This is a genomic window from Pseudomonas sp. NFPP12 (assembly GCF_900103205.1).
In the GTDB taxonomy this organism is placed as follows: Bacteria; Pseudomonadota; Gammaproteobacteria; order Pseudomonadales; family Pseudomonadaceae; genus Aquipseudomonas; species Aquipseudomonas protegens.
The window spans coordinates 161,999-179,192 of record NZ_FMWW01000006.1; the positions used below are offsets into that span (position 1 = coordinate 161,999).

A 17,194-nucleotide genomic window follows, 5' to 3' on the forward strand; every position below is an offset into this window, starting at 1 on the left:
AACCTCACCTTCGACCCCAGAGGATCGCCCATGGCCAAACCCAACTACTCCTTCGCCAAACGTCAACGTGACTTGGCCAAGGAACAGAAGAAAGAGGAAAAGCTGCAACGCAAGAAAGCCGCCGCTGAAGAAACCAGCGCACTGAACCCGGATGCAGAAGGTGAAGTGAGCGTCGACGACGCCGAGCCCGAGGCCCCCCAGGCCTGACCTGCCCCGTAGGAGCTGGCTGGCCAGCGAAAGCGCTCTCCAGCCCTACGCAATATCCGCCGGCCCCATCGCTGGCAAGCCGGCTCCTGCAAGGTCGGAGATGGCCGTGTCATGCCAGGGGCATGACGGTGACCCGAACATCCGGGTCATGGCTGCCCCCTCCCAGAATCACCCCACGCAACGGCGACACATCGGAAAAATCCCGGCCCCAGGCCAGGGTGATGTGCTCCAGCGCCGGCTGCACGTTGTTGGTCGGGTCGAAATCCACCCAGCCCAGCACCGGGCAAAACACTGAAACCCAGGCATGGGAAGCATCGGCGCCGATCAGCCGCGGCTGCCCCGGCGGTGGCTGGGTCAGCAAGTAGCCACTGACATAGCGCGCCGCCAGCCCTCGCGAGCGCAGGCAGGCCAGCATCAGGTGGGCGAAGTCCTGGCACACCCCGCGCCGACGTTCCAGCACCTCCACCAGCGGCGTCGCCACCTGGGTGGCTTCGGCGTCGAAAGTGAACTCACTGAAGATCTTCTCCATCAACGCCTGGGCGCCCTGCAACAGCGGCCGCCCCGGTACGAAGCAACTGGCGCAGAACTCGACAAAACTCTGCTTCAGATGCACATAAGGCGATTCGAAACGGTAGCGACAGGCTTCCAGCAACGCCTCGGGCAAGGGCTGGCCGCTGTAGGTCAGGGCGCCGCGGGCGGCATCCCAGGGCAGTGACGCGGCAAAATCCAGCGCCGGCCGCTCCAGCACCTCGACACTGAGCTGGGCATTGACCAGCAATTCGTCATGGGGGCGCTCGAAGGCCAGGCGGGTCAGCGGGTTGCCGAATACATCCTTCTCGTCACGACGGCTGGTAGGGTCGGGGCTGATCAGCAATTGCCGCTCGCTGCACAGTTGCCAGGCACAGGCCCGAGGCCACAGGTGCGCCAGTTGCTGGGCCAGGGATACCGGGCTGTCGTAGCGGTAGTGGGTGTCGTGGAACACCTGGTAGCGCGCGCTCATCAGACCGACACCGTTTGCTGGCTGACATCATCCACATGGGCGAAATGCCGCAGCGCCAGGCGGTCCGAAACCTGCCCGCTGACCTCGGCGATCTCCTGCAGCAGGTCCGCCAGGCCCTCCACTGCGGCGTGCACACTGGCCTCGCCGAACAGCGAGTTCTCCAGGCAGCCCAGGTCGAAATGCGCCAGGCGCTCCACCAGCCGCGGCAGCGCCAGCTCGCGGGGCACGCCGAAATCATCGTTGAGGCGCTTGAGGGTGCGGGTCACCAGCTTGAGCTGGAACAACACGGCGTGGGGGTTCTGTTCATCCAGCAGCAACAGGTCGAGGACCGGAATCAACTGCGCCACCGCCAGGTAGCGCGACCGGTAGGTGATGCTGCTGTTACCCAGCTCCAGCAGCCAGTCCAGGCCGGCCTGGTCGAAGGCCGCGGTGCCCCGCAGGAAGGCCGCGAGGCTGCTGCTGAGGAACTGCAGGCGCTCGATGCGCCGGCCAATCATCAGGAAGCGCCAGCCTTCGTCGCGGGTCATGTCGTCTAGGGCGAAGCCGGAGAGCGCCGCCAGGGACATCACCAGGCGGTTGAGAAAATCCAGCAGTTCGGCGAAATCCGGCTCCGGAGTGTCCAGCTCCTGGGCCTCGCGCTGCAGCTCCACCAGGGCCTGCCAGTTTTCCCGGGACAGCTTGCCGCGTACCTGGGAAGCCGCCCACTGCAAGCGTTGCAGGTTGGAGCGCAAGCTGAAGGACCAGTCCTCACCCAACAGGGCCGCCAGCAGGCGCTCGGGCAGCTCGCCCTCATCCGGCAGCAGCATCAGGCTTTCTCCCAGGTCCACCGCGGCCAGCAAGGCTTGCGGGTCATCGCCGTCGACATAGCGCGCCAGCATGATCCGCAGCAGCCGCGCACTGTCGTCACAGCGCTCGCAATAACGGCCGAACCAGAACAGGTTTTCCACCACCCGCGACGGCAGGTAGGGATCGCGGCGCACCAGGTCATATACGCCGATGGTGCGCTGGGCCTTCCACTGCTCGCCGCTGGGCGCCCGCTCACCCAGCACCCAGGTGTCCTTGCTGGCGCCACCGCGCTGCATCGACACCACTTCGGCACCGGCCTGGGCAGCGACCCGGGTCAGTCCTCCGGGCAGCACCCGGTAGCCGTCCTCGCTGGCCACCGCATACACCCGCATGCCGATGGCACGGGGCTGCAACTGCCCGTTCTCGGCCTGCCAGACCGGCGCCTGGGACAGTTGCGGCAATTCCTGGGCGACATAGGCATAGGGCCGCGCCCGCATGCGCTCAGCCAATCGCCGGCGTTGCTCGGCGTTCAGATCGCGGCCCAGCACCGGGGTGAAGCTCTGGGAAGCGAAGGCCGGCTTGACCAGCAGATCCGGGAGTTTTTCCAGGGCCTGCTGCAGCACCGGGGCCTCGCCGCACCACCAGGTAGCGATGGACGGCAGAAGCAGTTCCTCGCCCAGCAGAAACTGGCTGATCTTCGGCAGGAAGCCCAGCAGGCCGGGGGATTCCAGCACCCCGCTGCCCAGGGCGTTGGCCACCAGCACCCGGCCCTGGCGCACCGCGTCCAGCAGCCCGGGAACCCCCAGGGCCGAGTCGGTGCGCAACTCCAGCGGATCGCAGAAATCGTCGTCCAGGCGACGCATGATGGCGTGCACCCGGCGCAGGCCGCTGAGAGTTTTGAGGTACACCGTGGCATCACGCACGGTCAGGTCGCCGCCCTCCACCAGCGGGTAGCCAAGCTGTCGCGCCAGGTACAGGTGCTCGAAATAGCTCTCGTTGAACCGCCCTGGCGTCAGCAGCACCACCAGTGGCGCTTCGCTGTCCCGGGGTGCCTGGCGGGCCAGGGTTTCCTGCAGGGTGCGGAAGAACCCGGCCAGGTGCTGCACTTGCAGGTCGCGGTACAGGTCGGGGAACGCCCGGGACACGCTCATGCGGTTCTCCAGGGCATAGCCGGCCCCGGAGGGCGCCTGGGTACGGTCGGCGGTGACCCACCAACGCCCGTCCGGGCTGCGGGCCAGGTCCACGGCATACAGGTGCAGGAAGGTCTGTTCCGGCGGGCAGATGCCCTGGCATGGCCAGAGGAAATTGTTGTGGCCGAACACCAGTTCCGCCGGCAACAGCCCTTCGCGGATCAACCGCTGCGGGCCATACAGGTCCGCCAGCACGGCATTGAGCAGGCGAGCGCGCTGGGCGATTCCGGTGGACAGCAACTGCCATTCATCCGCCGCGATCACATGGGGCAACAGGTCCAGTTCCCAGGGCCGGTCGGCGCCCTTGGGGTCGGCATAGACGTTGTAGGTGACGCCGTTCTCGTGGATCTGCCGGGTCAGCAGCGCCTGGCGCTGGGCCAGTTGACCGGGGCTGCTGCGCTGCAACTGTTCCAGCAGCCGCTGCCAGTGCGCCCGGACCTGGCCCTGGTCATCCAGCAACTCGTGGTAGGTACCCGCCGTCAGCGGGTAACGGTCTAGCAAGTCAGGCATGGAACACTCGGCAGACGGCAGGGAAAGTCAGATTAACGCACCGCCATGACGCCCGGATATGGCTATCTCACAGGCGTCGCAGGTGGATTAGAAACGTCGTAAATCCAGGGTCAGCGGCAGCTCGGCATTGATCACCACTGGCGGCACCTCCAGGCTTCCCGGGCTATGGCCCAGGCGGAAGAAGCGCGCCATGCGCCGGCTTTCCGCCTCGTTGGCATTCACCGGCAGGCTGTCGTAATTGCGCCCGCCGGGGTGGGCCACATGGTATTGGCAGCCGCCCAGGGAGCGCTGCATCCAGGTATCCAGCAGGTCGAACACCAAAGGTGCATGCACCGGGATAGTGGGTTGCAGGCAATTGGCCGGCTGCCAGGCGCGGTAACGTACCCCGGCGACAAACTCGCCGACCCGCCCGGTGGGATGCAGGGGCAGCGCCACGCCATTGCAGGTCAACACATGGCGCTCGGGTACCAGGCCGCCGACCTTGACCTGCAGGCGCTCCAGGGAAGAGTCGACATAACGCACCGTGCCACCCGCCGCGCCCTCCTCCCCCAGCACATGCCAGGGCTCCAGGGCCTGGCGCAGTTCCAGCTCGATGCCACTGACGGCGTAATCGCCGACCTTGGGAAAGCGGAACTCCAGGTGCGCGGCAAACCATTCGGCCCGCAGCGGGTAGCCGGCGGCATTCAGCTCCACCAATACATCAGCGAAATCCTGTTCGATAAAGTGCGGCAACAGAAAACGATCGTGCAGTTCGGTGCCCCAGCGCGCCAACCGGGCCGGCGCGTAAGGCTCGCGCCAGAAGCGCGCCACCAGCGCCCGCAGCAGCAACTGCTGGGCCAGGCTCATGCGCGCATGGGGCGGCATTTCAAAGGCCCGCAGCTCCAGCAGGCCAAGGCGCCCGGTGGCGCCATCCGGCGAATACAGCTTATCGATGCAGAACTCGGCGCGATGGGTGTTGCCGGTGACATCGATCAGCAGGTTGCGCAGCAGGCGGTCCACCAACCAGGGCGCGCACTCCTGGCCGGGAGCCGGCATCTGCGCGAAGGCAATCTCCAGCTCGTACAGCGCGTCATTGCGTGCCTCGTCGACCCTCGGTGCCTGGGACGTGGGGCCGATGAACAACCCGGAAAACAGGTAGGACAGCGACGGGTGGTTGTGCCAGTAACTGATCAGGCTGCGCAGCAGGTCGGGGCGCCGCAGGAACGGCGAGTCGGCCGGGGTGGCTCCGCCAAGGACAAAATGGTTGCCGCCACCGGTGCCGGTGTGGCGCCCATCGATCATGAACTTCTCGCTGGTCAGGCGCGTCTGCCGGGCCTGCTCATAGAGAAACTCGGTGCGCTCCACCAACTCGTCCCAACTGACCGAGGGCTGCACGTTGACTTCAATCACCCCCGGGTCCGGGGTCACCCGGAAGTTGCACAGGCGCGGGTCCGCCGGCGGCTCGTAGCCCTCCAGCAAGACCGGGCAGCGCAGCTCCTCGGCCGTGGCCTCGATCACGCTGACCAGTTGCAGGTAATCCTCCAGACGCTCCAGGGGCGGCATGAACAGATACAACCGTCCCTCGCGCGCCTCGGCGCAGAGCGCGGTACGGGTCAGCCAGTCGGCGGACTCGTCCACCTGGGGCACCCGCTCGTCGGCCACTGCCGGCTCATCAATCGCTGCCAGCTGAGCCGCGCCCCCCAGTTCGGGAAAATCCTGGTTCGGATCGGTGGCATGAATGAACGGATACTCCGCCGCCGTCACCCAGGGCTGGGACGCCAGGGGCAAGCGATAGCCCAGGGGCGAATCACCCGGTACCAGCCGGCAATGGTTATCGCGCAGGTACCAGCGCCCGCTCTGCCACTGGTCGCCCTTGGCGGTACGGGCCAAGGGCAGGACCTGGCCGATGACCTTGTCCAGCCCCTGGCTGAAAACCTTGCGCAGGCGCTCCCGCTCCAGGGCATCCTCCAGCCGCGAATCCTCGGCGCTGACATTCAGCGGCAGGCTGCCTTCGCGCCACAGGTAGTAGAAATTGTCCTCGTAGGCGGGAAACACAAAACGCGCAGGCAGCTTCAGACGCTCGGCGACACTGGCCAGAAAACGTCCGGCCAACAACGCATCGGCGGCGTAATCTTCATGCTCATCGGCAATCAGCGCGTTGTTGCGCCACACCGGTACACCGTCGCGACGCCAGTGGCAATTCAGCGACCAGCGCGGCAGCTGCTCCCCCGGGTACCACTTGCCCTGGCCGAAGTGCAGCAGGCCCTGGGGCGCATAGTGCTGGCGCAGGCGCTGGAACAGCTCGCCGGCCAGGCGGCGCTTGTTCGTCCCCAGGGCTGCCGTGTTCCACTCCGGGCCATCGGGATCGTCGATGGCGACGAAAGTCGGTTCGCCGCCCATGGTCAGGCGCACATCCGCCTCCAGCAGGTCGACATCGATCTGCCGGCCCAGGGCCTGGATCGCCAGCCATTGCTCGTCGGTGTAGGGCTTGGTCACCCGGGGCGCTTCCCAGATGCGCTCCACACTCATCTCATGGCTGAATTCGCATTCGCAGGGCTCCACCAGCCCGGTGATGGGCGCCGCTGAAGAGGGGTCGGGGCTGCAGGCCAGGGGAATATGCCCTTCCCCGGCGAACAGCCCGGACGTGGCATCCAGGCCGATCCAGCCGGCGCCCGGCAGGTACACCTCGCACCAGGCATGCAGGTCGGTGAAGTCCACCTCGGTGCCGGAGGGGCCATCCAGGGATTTGACGTCCGCCGTCAGCTGGATCAGGTAGCCGGAGACAAAGCGCGCCGCCAACCCCAGGTTGCGCAGCAATTGCACCAGCAGCCAGGCCGAGTCCCGGCAGGAGCCGGAGGCGTTGAGCAGGGTCTGCTCCGGAGTCTGCACCCCGGGCTCCATGCGGATCAGGTAGGCGATGTCGGTACTCAACCGCTGGTTCAGGCCCACCAGGAAATCCACCGCCGGCAGCGGTGTACGCGAAATGGCGTCCAGGTAAGCCTGGAACCTCGGCGTCAGGGGCAGGGTTTCCAGGTAGGGCGCCAGCTCACGCTGTTCATCTGCGGCATAAGCGAAGGGAATCTGCTCGGCGTAGGGCTCGAGGAAGAAATCGAACGGGTTGAACACCGCCATTTCCGCCAGCAGGTCGACTTCGATCCGCAGCTCGCTGGTTTTTTCCGGGAACACCAGACGCGCCAGGTAATTGCCCTGCGGGTCCTGCTGCCAATTGATGAAATGCTGCTCGGGCTGGACCTTCAGCGCATAGGAAAGAATTCGCGTGCGGCTGTGGGCCGCCGGGCGCAGGCGGACGATCTGCGGGCCCAGTTCGACGGCGCGGTCGTAGCGATAGTGCGTGACATGGTGCAATGCGACATGAATCGACACGGCGTGCCTCCTGCGAGCCTGAGCGGTGGGTGAACCCGCGCAAGACTTGTGCCAGCGCCCAAGTCCCGGGAGTTGTTCAACGACTCAGGGCAGTACAGCACCAAAACCGCGCAACCGGTGTGTCCCTGTGCAGGCCGTTGCACATAAATGTGCCAGACGGCGCCCAATGGCCAGGCATATGGACACCCGCGCAGGCAAGAAAACCCATCACCCTAAAAGCAAAACGCCAGCTCCGTGGCTGGCGTCTTGCGGTGCGGGTTAGCGCGGTACTACCGGCTTGCGGGTCGGCTTCTTGCCTTTGCCCTTGGCCGCGTCGGCACGCTCCTTGGCCGCCTGCTTGTTGCGGGCAAACGCCGCAGCCTTGGCCTGTTCACGCTTGTCCCAGGCATTGCCGCCGTCGCTGCCGCGAGGAGGCAGCCCGGTGTGCTGGGTAAGGATCTTGGTTTCCTTGGCCACCTTGTGGCTGCCGGCCGGTGTCGAATTCTTGCGACGGGCACTCTGGTAGCTGTCGGTAGCCGGCTGATGGGTCGGAATCAGCTGGTTCTTGCCCGGACCGATCAGGTCGCCACGGCCCATGCGCAGCAGAGCCTCGCGTAGCATCGGCCAGCCCTTCGGGTCGTGGTAGCGCAGGAACGCCTTGTGCAGGCGGCGCTGCTCCTCGCTCTTGACGATGGTCACGCCGTCGCTCTTGTAGGTGACCTTGCGCAGCGGGTTCTTGCCCGAGTGGTACATGGCCGTGGCGGTGGCCATCGGCGACGGGTAGAACGCCTGTACCTGGTCCGCGCGAAAGCCGTTGCCCTTGAGCCACAGGGCCAGGTTCATCATGTCTTCATCGGTGGTGCCCGGGTGGGCGGCGATGAAGTACGGAATCAGGTACTGCTCCTTGCCCGCTTCCTTGGAGTATTTCTCGAACATCCGCTTGAAGCGATCGTAGGTGCCAATGCCCGGCTTCATCATCTGATTGAGCGGACCTTCCTCGGTGTGTTCCGGGGCGATCTTCAAGTAGCCGCCCACGTGGTGGGTCACCAGCTCCTTGACGTACTCCGGCGATTCCACCGCCAGGTCGTAGCGCAGGCCGGAGGCGATGAGGATCTTCTTCACCCCGGGCAAGGCACGGGCGCTGCGATACAGCTGGATCAGCGACGAATGGTCGGTATTCAGGTTCGGACAGATGCCCGGGAACACGCAGGACGGCTTGCGGCACGCGGATTCGATTTCCGGGCTCTTGCAGGCGATGCGGTACATGTTCGCGGTCGGGCCGCCGAGGTCGGAAATGACCCCGGTAAAACCTGGAACCTTGTCGCGAATTTCTTCGATCTCGCGAATGATCGACTCTTCGGAACGGTTCTGGATGATCCGCCCTTCGTGCTCGGTGATGGAGCAGAAAGTACAACCGCCGAAGCAGCCGCGCATGATGTTCACCGAGAAACGGATCATGTCGTAGGCCGGGATCTTTTCCTTGCCATAGGCCGGGTGCGGAATGCGCTGATAAGGCATGCCGAACACGTAGTCCATTTCCTCGGTGGTCATCGGGATGGGCGGCGGGTTGAACCAGACATCGATCTCGCCATGCTTCTGCACCAGGGCGCGGGCGTTGCCCGGGTTGGTTTCCAGGTGCAGCACGCGGTTGGCGTGAGCGTACAGGACCGGGTCGTTGCGCACCTTCTCCATGGACGGCAGGCGGATCACGGTCTTGTCCCGGGTCATCTTCGGGCTGGCCAGGATCTGCACCACCTTGGCTTCCTGGGGATCTTCGACCGGGCCTTTTTCCTGCTCGATGGCACAGGCCTGGGTGTCCTGGGTGTTGACGTACGGGTTGATGATCTTGTCGATCTTGCCCGGGCGGTCGATACGGGTGGAGTCCACTTCGTACCAGTCCTTGGGCGTGTCGCGGCGGATGAAGGCGGTGCCGCGCACGTCGGTGATGTCTTCGATCTTGTGGCCGTAGGACAGGCGCTGGGCCACTTCGACAATCGCCCGCTCGGCGTTGCCGTAGAGCAGGATGTCGGCGCTGGCGTCGATCAGGATCGAGTTGCGCACCCGGTCCTGCCAGTAGTCGTAGTGGGCGATGCGGCGCAGGGAGGCTTCGATGCCGCCCAGGACGATCGGCACGTGCTTGTAGGCTTCCTTGCAGCGCTGGCTGTAGACCAGGCTCGCACGATCCGGGCGTTTGCCCGCCAGGCCACCGGGGGTGTAGGCGTCGTCGGAGCGGATTTTCTTGTCGGCGGTGTAGCGGTTGATCATCGAGTCCATGTTGCCGGCAGCGACACCGAAGAACAGGTTCGGCTCGCCGAGCTTCATGAAGTCGTCTTTGGACTGCCAGTTGGGCTGGGCGATGATCCCGACGCGAAAGCCCTGGGACTCCAGCAGCCGGCCGATGATCGCCATGCCGAACGACGGGTGATCGACGTAGGCATCACCGGTGACGATGATGATGTCGCAGGAATCCCAGCCGAGCTGATCCATCTCCTCCCTGCTCATGGGCAGGAAGGGTGCTGGCCCGAAACATTCGGCCCAGTACTTGGGATAGTCAAATAACGGCTTGGCTGCTTGCATGTCGATGACCGGTGTTGGCTTGGATAGGGACGCGTTGATTCACAGGGAAATTCGCGGGCGCGGAATATAGCACAAAAAATAACCAATTCCGACCAAAAGGGTCGGAATTCATTGTCACGTCACGCGCCCCGTGGCGAGGGCGCTTACTCCCACTCGCCTGCGCAGCAGACGCAGAGTCGGTGGCGACAATATATCTGGAGCAAGACGCCGATCGGCCTTGGGGCCGCAGCTTGCTCCAGCGGGAGCACGCTGCCCCACCAGAGCCGGCCAACCACCATGGCTGGCGCCGTTATTCGTCGTCGTCGAAGTTGTAGCTGCCCGGGGCGAGGTTCTCGAAGCGGGTGTACTTGCCGATGAACGCCAGGCGGATAAAGCCGATGGGGCCGTTCCGCTGCTTGCCGATGATGATCTCGGCAATGCCCTTGTGCTCGGTTTCCGGGTGATACACCTCGTCCCGGTAGACGAACATGATCACGTCGGCGTCCTGCTCGATCGCTCCGGATTCCCGCAAGTCGGAGTTCACCGGGCGCTTGTTGGGACGTTGCTCCAGGGAGCGGTTGAGCTGGGACAGGGCCACTACCGGGCAGTTGAACTCCTTGGCCAGGGCCTTCAGGGACCGGGAAATCTCGGAAATCTCGTTGGTCCGGTTGTCGCCGCTGGAGCCTGGAATCTGCATGAGCTGCAGGTAGTCGATCATGATCAGGGCGATATCGCCGTGCTCACGCACCAGACGCCGGGTCCGCGCACGCATCTCCGAGGGGCTGATGCCCGCGGTGTCGTCGATGAACAGCTTGCGGTCGTTGAGCAGGTTGACCGCCGAGGTCAGGCGTGGCCAGTCGTCGTCTTCCAGCTGGCCGGAACGGACCTTGGTCTGGTCGATGCGGCCCAGGGAGGAGAGCATACGCATGATCAGCGATTCACCTGGCATCTCCAGGGAGTACACCAGCACCGCCTTGTCGCTGCGCAGTACCGCGTTCTCCACCAGGTTCATGGCGAAGGTGGTCTTACCCATGGACGGACGGCCGGCGACGATGATCAAGTCGGCCGGCTGCAGGCCGCTGGTCTTCTCGTCGAGATCGGTATAGCCGGTGGACAGGCCGGTGATGGCGTTGTCCGTATTGAACAGGGTATCGATGCGGTCGATGGCCTTGGTCAGCAGTTCGTTGACCCCCACCGGGCCGCCGGTCTTGGGCCGCGCTTCGGCGATCTGGAAGATTTGCCGCTCGGCCTCGTCGAGAATCTCTTCGGCGGTGCGCCCTTCCGGGTTGAAGGCACTGTCGGCGATCTCCGTGCTGATGCCGATCAGCTGGCGCAGGGTTGCCCGCTGGCGAACGATCTGCGCATAGGCCTTGATGTTGGCCACCGACGGAGTGTTCTTCGCCAGCTCGCCCAGGTAGCCCAGACCGCCGACCTGTGAAGTCTGGCCTTCCTTGTCCAGTTGCTCGGACAGGGTGACCACGTCGATGGGCATGTTCTGGTCGGCCAGCTTGGCGATGGCGCGGAAGATCAAACGGTGGTCATGCCGGTAGAAATCGCCGTCGGACACTTGATCCAACACACGTTCCCAGGCGTTGTTGTCCAGCATCAGACCACCGAGCACGGCCTGTTCGGCCTCGATGGAGTGCGGCGGCACCTTCAGGGCAGCGGTTTGCAGATCGTATTGCTCGGGAGCGGAGATATCGTTCATGGCCACTTGGAATTCGGGGGATGAAAATCAGGATCAGCAGAAAGACAAAGGGCACGACCTGTAAACAGGATCGTGCCCGATGTTAACCGTCAGCCACACAAGGTGCCAGACGATTTGGTACTGCTTAAGCAGCCACCACGACAACGCGTACGGTTGCTTCAACTTCAGCGTGCAGGTGCACGGCTACGTCGAATTCACCTACGTTGCGGATGGTGCCGTTCGGCAGACGAACTTCGCTTTTTGCCACTTCAACGCCCGAGGCGGTCAGTGCATCAGCGATGTCGTGGGTGCCGATCGAACCGAACAGCTTGCCTTCGTCACCGGCGGTGGCAGTGATGGTCACTTCCAGCTCAGCCAGTTGCGCAGCGCGAGTTTCGGCAGAAGCCTTCTTCTCTGCAGCCAGTTTTTCCAGCTCGGCACGACGCGCTTCGAACGCAGCCAGGTTGGCAGCGGTAGCAGCGGTGGCTTTGCCGAAAGGCAGCAGGTAGTTACGGCCGTAACCAGCCTTAACGTTTACCTTATCGCCCAGGTTGCCCAGGTTGGCGATTTTTTCCAGCAGGATCAGTTCCATTTGGTAATAACCTCTTAACTTTTAACCTTCACCGTTCGCAGAGCCGTTATCAGCGTCTTTCGGCGCCAAACGACCGCGAAAATCAACCAGACTGTCGACAATGGCCAGGACCACGAGCAACGGATAGATCAGCTGCATGAATGGCAACAGCGTGACGTACAACCCCACCAGCCAGAACCTGGCCAGTCGCCCTTGTGCCACCAGCCCGTGAATCAGGGCCAGCCCGGCAAAAGCCAGCGGGACACTGCACATTGGCGTCAGCATGGCCAGTTGAGGTCCGAAGTTCGGCCCCACCAGCATGCACGCCAGCAGCAACATCGCTGGCCCAAGAGGGATTCTGATGGCGCGAAACTCGCGACCAAAACCACCCGGGTTATACAACACAGCCTGCCAGTAACGCCCAAGAATCAGGCTCAGCACGCTGATGGCTTGCAACAGTGCCGCTATCAGGCCGGTCAGGATCGGTGCAATCAGCGTGGCAAGACGAGCTCGCTCTTCAACCGATAGCTGCTGGTAGACCTCACCCAAGGCCATCGGCAGGATTTTTATCAATTCCTGTGACAGCGCTTCGATCTGAGGGCGGAAAGCCGCACCCAGGACTCCAGCAAACACCAACCCCATCGCTATGCTGACCAGCAGCACGCGGCTCCAGGACTCGCTTGCGCGCAAAACCAACGCAAGACTCGAAGAACCCAGCAGCACCAGAAGTGCCCGCGGGTCATCGAACGTCAGCCACCAGAGCAAAGCTGGCAGCACTCCCAGAGCGAGGACGCCAAGGGCATCCTTCAATCCGCGCCGCAGAAGCACCAGGCTTCCGGCGGCAGCACCCAACCAATACAACAACGGCAATGCCGAACAGCCAGCCACTACCAGAGTGGCCTGCATACGACCGCGCATGATGAACTCAGCTAAGGCGCGCATGCATTCAATCCCTTACTACTTGTCGACTGCCCGATCTCAGCGGCCGTGGCTGTCGGTGTAGGCCAGCAGGGCCAGGAAGCGGGCGCGCTTGATAGCGGTGGCCAGCTGACGCTGATAACGAGCTTTGGTACCGGTGATGCGGCTTGGAACGATTTTGCCGGTCTCGGATACGTAGGCTTTCAGAGTGTTGAGATCTTTGTAATCGATCTCTTTCACGTCTTCAGCGGTGAAGCGGCAGAATTTACGACGACGGAAGAAACGTGCCATGTAATTGGCTCCTCAAAAGGTCCGTGGATTACTCGTCAGCGTTATCGCTGGCGTCGCTGTTGTCGCTGTCATCGCCATCGGCGCTGTCAGCATGCTCAGGACGGTCACGACGCTCACGGCGCTCACTGCGGTTTTCTTCAGCCTTGAGCATCTCGGATTGGCCAGTGATGGCTTCTTCGCGACGGATGACCAGGTTACGGATCACAGCATCGTTGTAACGGAAGTTGTCTTCCAGCTCAGCCAGGGCTTTACCGGTGCACTCAACGTTCAGCATCACGTAGTGAGCCTTGTGAACATTGTTGATTGCGTAGGCCAGTTGACGACGGCCCCAGTCTTCCAGACGGTGGATTTTGCCGCCGTCTTCTTCGATCAGCTTGGTGTAACGCTCAACCATGCCGCCGACTTGCTCGCTTTGATCCGGGTGGACCAAAAAGATGATTTCGTAATGACGCATGAATGCTCCTTACGGGTTGTAGCCTGCCGCCTATAAGCGGTCAGACAAGGAGTGAATGACACTGGTGTGTCTTGCCTGGTAGTAGGCACATATGCGCCTGCCGTCACGGCAAGGGGCGCAATTGTAGAGAAGGGGGAACAGCGGCGCAAGGCAATTGGTGATTATTTGAACAACCACCTGCGGGAGCCGGCATGCCGACGATGGACGGCAGCATGCGCCTCGCCGGCAGACCGGCTCCTACAACTGTGGGTCAGGCTTTCTTGGCGCCGGCCTTGGCCTTGGCACCGCGCTGGCGCATGGCTTCGAACAGGCATACGCCCGTGGCCACGGAGACGTTGAGGCTGCTGACGCTGCCGGCCATCGGCAGGCGTACCAGGTAGTCGCAGTGCTCGCGGGTCAGGCGACGCATGCCCTTGCCTTCGGCCCCCATGATGATGATGGTCGGGCCGGTCAGGTCCTGGTCGTACAGTTCCTGTTCGGCCTCGCCGGCGGTGCCGACGATCCACAGCCCACGCTGCTGGAGCTTCTCCAGGGTGCGGGCCAGGTTGGTCACGGCTACCAGCGGAATCACTTCGGCGGCGCCGCAGGCCACTTTGCGCACGGTCGGAGTCAGGGTCGCCGACTTGTCCTTGGGCACCAGCACTGCCAGGGCACCGGCCGCATCGGCAGTACGCAGGCAGGCCCCGAGGTTATGCGGGTCGGTCACACCGTCCAGCACCAGCAGCAACGGCGCGCCTTCGGTACGGTCCAGCAGCTCGTCGAGCATGGCCTCGCCCCACACCTGGCTCGGGCTGACTTCCGCCACTACGCCCTGGTGCACGCCTTCAACCCATGCGTCCATCTCACGACGCTCGGCCTGGCCAACCGAAACACGGTTCTGCGCAGCCAGGTCCACCAGAACCTGAACCCGTGGATCACTGCGCCCTTCAGCCAACCAGATCTGCTTGACCCGCTTGGGATGGTGACGCAGCAACGCTTCTACGGCATGCACGCCGTAGATCTTTTCCAACTGACTCATGACTTGGCCTTAGGTTTGCGCGCCCCGCCGCTTTTAGCGCCGGAAGCGGAGCCCGCCTTGGGCGGACCTTTACGATGTTTGCTCGGCTTGGCGGGCTTTTCGCCAGCGCGCGAGGGCGCCGGCTTACCGGACTTTCCCGCAGACGTCGCTTTACCACCGCCCTTGGCTTCGGCCAGCAGCGCCCGCTTCATTTCGCGGCTTTTGCGCACTTCGGCGTTTTTCGCTGCAGCATCGCTTGGGCGATAAGCCTCGACCGCCTTTTCCTTGGCGGAGCTGCGACGCCCCGCCTTGGCTGGAGCCGGCTCTTCCACGACCTTGCTGGCAGGTGCGTCCGCGGCGCCACGCTTCTTGCGGCCGATCGGTGCGTTGATGGTCTTCTCGGCCATTTCGAAATCGATCTTGCGCTCGTCCAGGTCGACGCGCATGACCCGCACTTCCACGGTATCGCCCAGGCGGAAGCTGCGACCGGTGCGCTCGCCCGCCAGGCGGTGATGCACAGGGTCGAAGTGGTAGTAGTCCCCCGGCAAGGCGGTGACGTGCACCAGGCCCTCGACGTAGATGTCGGTCAACTCGACGAACAGGCCGAAACCGGTCACCGCGGTGATCACACCCGGGAAGGACTCGCCCACACGATCCTTCATGAACTCGCACTTGAGCCAGTTCACTACGTCCCGCGTAGCCTCATCGGCACGACGCTCGCTCATCGAGCACTGCTCGCCGAGCTGCTCCAGGGTCGCTTCGTCGTACGGATAGATACGCGCCTTCGGAATGGTCATCGCCCCGGCGCGACGCACGTGCGGCGTGTCCTGCTTGGAGTGGATGACGCTGCGGATGGCCCGATGGGTCAACAGGTCCGGGTAGCGACGGATCGGCGAAGTGAAGTGGGTATAGGCTTCGTAATTCAGGCCGAAGTGGCCCTGGTTATCAGCGCTGTACACCGCCTGGCTCAGGGAGCGCAGCATCACGGTCTGGATCAGGTGGTAATCCGGACGGTCCTTGATGGTTTCCAGCAATGCCTGGTAGTCCTTCGGCGTCGGGCCATCCTTGCCCTTATGCAGGGACAGGCCCAGTTCGCCGAGGAAGGCGCGCAGTTTTTCCAGACGCTCCGGCGGCGGACCATCGTGCACCCGGTACAGGGCCGGAATCTCGTGCTTCTTGAGGAACTCGGCGGTGGCCACGTTGGCCGCCAGCATGCATTCCTCGATCAGCTTGTGCGCATCATTGCGGGTAGTCGGACGAATTTCGGCGATCTTGCGCTCGGAACCGAAGATGATCCGGGTTTCCTGGGTCTCGAAGTCGATGGCGCCCCGGGTATGACGAGCCCCCAGCAAGACCTTGTACAGCGCATACAGCTGCTTCAGGTGCGGCAGGACATCGCCGTATTCACCGCGCAACTGCTTGGCTTCGCTGGTTTTCGGCTGCTCGAGCATGGTGCTGACCTTGTTGTAGGTCAGACGCGCCTTGGAGTGGATCACCGCTTCGTAGAACTGGTAATCGGTCATCTCGCCGGACTTGGAGATGGTCATCTCGCAAACCATGGCCAGGCGATCGACTTTCGGGTTCAGCGAGCACAGGCCGTTGGACAGTTGCTCGGGCAGCATCGGGATCACCCGCTCGGGGAAGTACACCGAGTTGCCGCGCACCTGGGCTTCGGCATCCAGAGCCGAACCGATCTTCACGTAACTGGAGACGTCGGCAATCGCCACATACAGCTTCCAGCCACCACCGAACAGGCGCAGCTTGCCGGGCTTGGCTTCGCAGAAAACAGCGTCGTCGAAGTCGCGGGCGTCTTCGCCGTCGATGGTGACAAAAGGCAGATCACGCAGGTCGATGCGCTTCTCTTTGTCCTTCTCTTCCACTTCGGGCTTGAGCTTGCCGGCTTCCTTGAGCACCGCCTCTGGCCAGACATGAGGAATATCGTAGGTGCGCAGGGCAACGTCGATTTCCATGCCCGGTGCCATGTAGTTGCCCACCACTTCCACCACATCGCCTTGCGGCTGGAAGCGCGGCGTCGGCCAGTGAGTGATCTTCACTTCGACGAACTGACCGATCTTGGCATTGGCATTGCGCCCCGGCGTTACCAGCACTTCCTGCTGGATCTTCGGGTTGTCTGCCACCACGAAACCAATGCCACCTTCTTCGAAGTAGCGACCGACGATGCTTTCGTGGGCACGGGACACCACTTCGACGATCACGCCTTCGCGACGGCCACGACGATCCAGGCCGGAAACCCGCGCCAGGGCGCGGTCGCCATCGAATACCAGGCGCATTTGCGCCGGGCTCATGAACAGGTCGTCGCTGCCATCATCCGGCACCAGGAAGCCGAAGCCGTCGCGGTGACCGCTGATACGGCCGAGAATCAGGTCGAGCTTGTCCACCGGCGCATAGGTGCCGCGGCGGGTATAGATCAGTTGAGCGTCGCGCTCCATGGCGCGCAGGCGGCGGCGCAGGGCTTCCAGCTGGTCTTCCGTGGTCAGACCGAACTCTTCTACCAACTGCTCGCGACTAGCAGGCGAACCCCGGTCAGCAAGATGCTGAAGGATGAGTTCGCGGCTAGGAATAGGGTTTTCGTATTTTTCCGCTTCACGAGCGGCCTCGGGATCGAGGGACTGCCAATCGGCCATTAGATAAATTTCACCTTGTCTATATGCGGGTTAGTTTGGC

General features: G+C 63.4%; 12 protein-coding genes. 1 reads left to right on the forward strand and 11 read right to left on the reverse strand.

Annotated features, from left to right (window positions below):
- The first annotated feature begins 30 nt into the window (after positions 1–30).
- Positions 31–207: a hypothetical protein gene (locus BLS75_RS32445; RefSeq protein ID WP_011058958.1), complete on the forward strand. Its 177-nt coding sequence runs from the start codon at positions 31–33 to the stop codon at positions 205–207.
- A gap of 109 nt (positions 208–316) precedes the next feature.
- Here the strand turns inward: BLS75_RS32445 and BLS75_RS25640 are convergent, their stop codons facing one another.
- From BLS75_RS25640 to rnr, 11 genes are all read right to left on the reverse strand, one after another.
- Positions 317–1,207, reverse strand: a complete 891-nt coding sequence (locus BLS75_RS25640) for a transglutaminase family protein (protein WP_072452023.1) — start codon at positions 1,205–1,207, stop codon at positions 317–319.
- Complete coding sequence (locus BLS75_RS25645) at positions 1,207–3,693, reverse strand: circularly permuted type 2 ATP-grasp protein (RefSeq protein ID WP_072452024.1); 2,487 nt, start codon at positions 3,691–3,693, stop codon at positions 1,207–1,209. The genes BLS75_RS25640 and BLS75_RS25645 overlap by 1 nt, the downstream gene beginning before the upstream one ends.
- An 87-nt stretch (positions 3,694–3,780) precedes the next feature.
- On the reverse strand, positions 3,781–7,056 hold the full coding sequence (locus tag BLS75_RS25650) for a transglutaminase family protein (protein WP_072452025.1): 3,276 nt from the start codon (positions 7,054–7,056) through the stop codon (positions 3,781–3,783).
- Positions 7,057–7,314: 258 nt separating this feature from the next.
- Positions 7,315–9,612 carry a YgiQ family radical SAM protein gene (locus BLS75_RS25655; RefSeq protein WP_072452026.1) on the reverse strand — a complete coding sequence of 766 codons (2,298 nt, stop codon included), beginning with the start codon at positions 9,610–9,612 and terminating at the stop codon, positions 7,315–7,317.
- A 289-nt stretch (positions 9,613–9,901) separates the two neighbouring features.
- A complete protein-coding gene (gene dnaB / locus BLS75_RS25660) occupies positions 9,902–11,299 on the reverse strand; it encodes a replicative DNA helicase (RefSeq protein ID WP_007921486.1) in 1,398 nt (465 codons plus the stop codon).
- Positions 11,300–11,423: 124 nt separating this feature from the next.
- On the reverse strand, positions 11,424–11,870 hold the full coding sequence (gene rplI / locus BLS75_RS25665) for a 50S ribosomal protein L9 (RefSeq protein WP_007921484.1): 447 nt from the start codon (positions 11,868–11,870) through the stop codon (positions 11,424–11,426).
- 21 nt (positions 11,871–11,891) lie between these two features.
- Positions 11,892–12,791, reverse strand: coding sequence for a hypothetical protein (locus BLS75_RS25670; protein ID WP_011058950.1), 900 nt, complete (start codon positions 12,789–12,791; stop codon positions 11,892–11,894).
- 36 nt (positions 12,792–12,827) lie between these two features.
- Positions 12,828–13,058 carry a 30S ribosomal protein S18 gene (gene rpsR, locus BLS75_RS25675; RefSeq protein WP_002551829.1) on the reverse strand — a complete coding sequence of 77 codons (231 nt, stop codon included), beginning with the start codon at positions 13,056–13,058 and terminating at the stop codon, positions 12,828–12,830.
- Positions 13,059–13,086: 28 nt separating this feature from the next.
- Positions 13,087–13,512 carry a 30S ribosomal protein S6 gene (rpsF, locus tag BLS75_RS25680; protein WP_011058949.1) on the reverse strand — a complete coding sequence of 142 codons (426 nt, stop codon included), beginning with the start codon at positions 13,510–13,512 and terminating at the stop codon, positions 13,087–13,089.
- A 250-nt stretch (positions 13,513–13,762) separates the two neighbouring features.
- A complete protein-coding gene (gene rlmB, locus BLS75_RS25685) occupies positions 13,763–14,530 on the reverse strand; it encodes a 23S rRNA (guanosine(2251)-2'-O)-methyltransferase RlmB (protein ID WP_015633942.1) in 768 nt (255 codons plus the stop codon).
- Complete coding sequence (gene rnr / locus BLS75_RS25690) at positions 14,527–17,154, reverse strand: ribonuclease R (protein WP_011058947.1); 2,628 nt, start codon at positions 17,152–17,154, stop codon at positions 14,527–14,529. Before rnr ends, rlmB begins: the two co-directional genes overlap by 4 nt.
- Between the last annotated feature and the right edge of the window lie 40 nt (positions 17,155–17,194).

Coding starts and splice junctions, on each gene's coding strand:
- BLS75_RS25640 (WP_072452023.1), bottom strand. CDS start 1,207: ATGAGCGCGCGCTACCAGGTGTTCCACGACACCCACTACCGCTACGAC.
- dnaB (WP_007921486.1), bottom strand. CDS start 11,299: ATGAACGATATCTCCGCTCCCGAGCAATACGATCTGCAAACCGCTGCC.
- BLS75_RS25670 (WP_011058950.1), bottom strand. CDS start 12,791: ATGCGCGCCTTAGCTGAGTTCATCATGCGCGGTCGTATGCAGGCCACT.
- rnr (WP_011058947.1), bottom strand. CDS start 17,154: ATGGCCGATTGGCAGTCCCTCGATCCCGAGGCCGCTCGTGAAGCGGAA.
- BLS75_RS32445 (WP_011058958.1), top strand. CDS start 31: ATGGCCAAACCCAACTACTCCTTCGCCAAACGTCAACGTGACTTGGCC.
- rpsR (WP_002551829.1), bottom strand. CDS start 13,058: ATGGCACGTTTCTTCCGTCGTCGTAAATTCTGCCGCTTCACCGCTGAA.
- rplI (WP_007921484.1), bottom strand. CDS start 11,870: ATGGAACTGATCCTGCTGGAAAAAATCGCCAACCTGGGCAACCTGGGC.
- BLS75_RS25655 (WP_072452026.1), bottom strand. CDS start 9,612: ATGCAAGCAGCCAAGCCGTTATTTGACTATCCCAAGTACTGGGCCGAA.
- BLS75_RS25645 (WP_072452024.1), bottom strand. CDS start 3,693: ATGCCTGACTTGCTAGACCGTTACCCGCTGACGGCGGGTACCTACCAC.
- rlmB (WP_015633942.1), bottom strand. CDS start 14,530: ATGAGTCAGTTGGAAAAGATCTACGGCGTGCATGCCGTAGAAGCGTTG.
- rpsF (WP_011058949.1), bottom strand. CDS start 13,512: ATGCGTCATTACGAAATCATCTTTTTGGTCCACCCGGATCAAAGCGAG.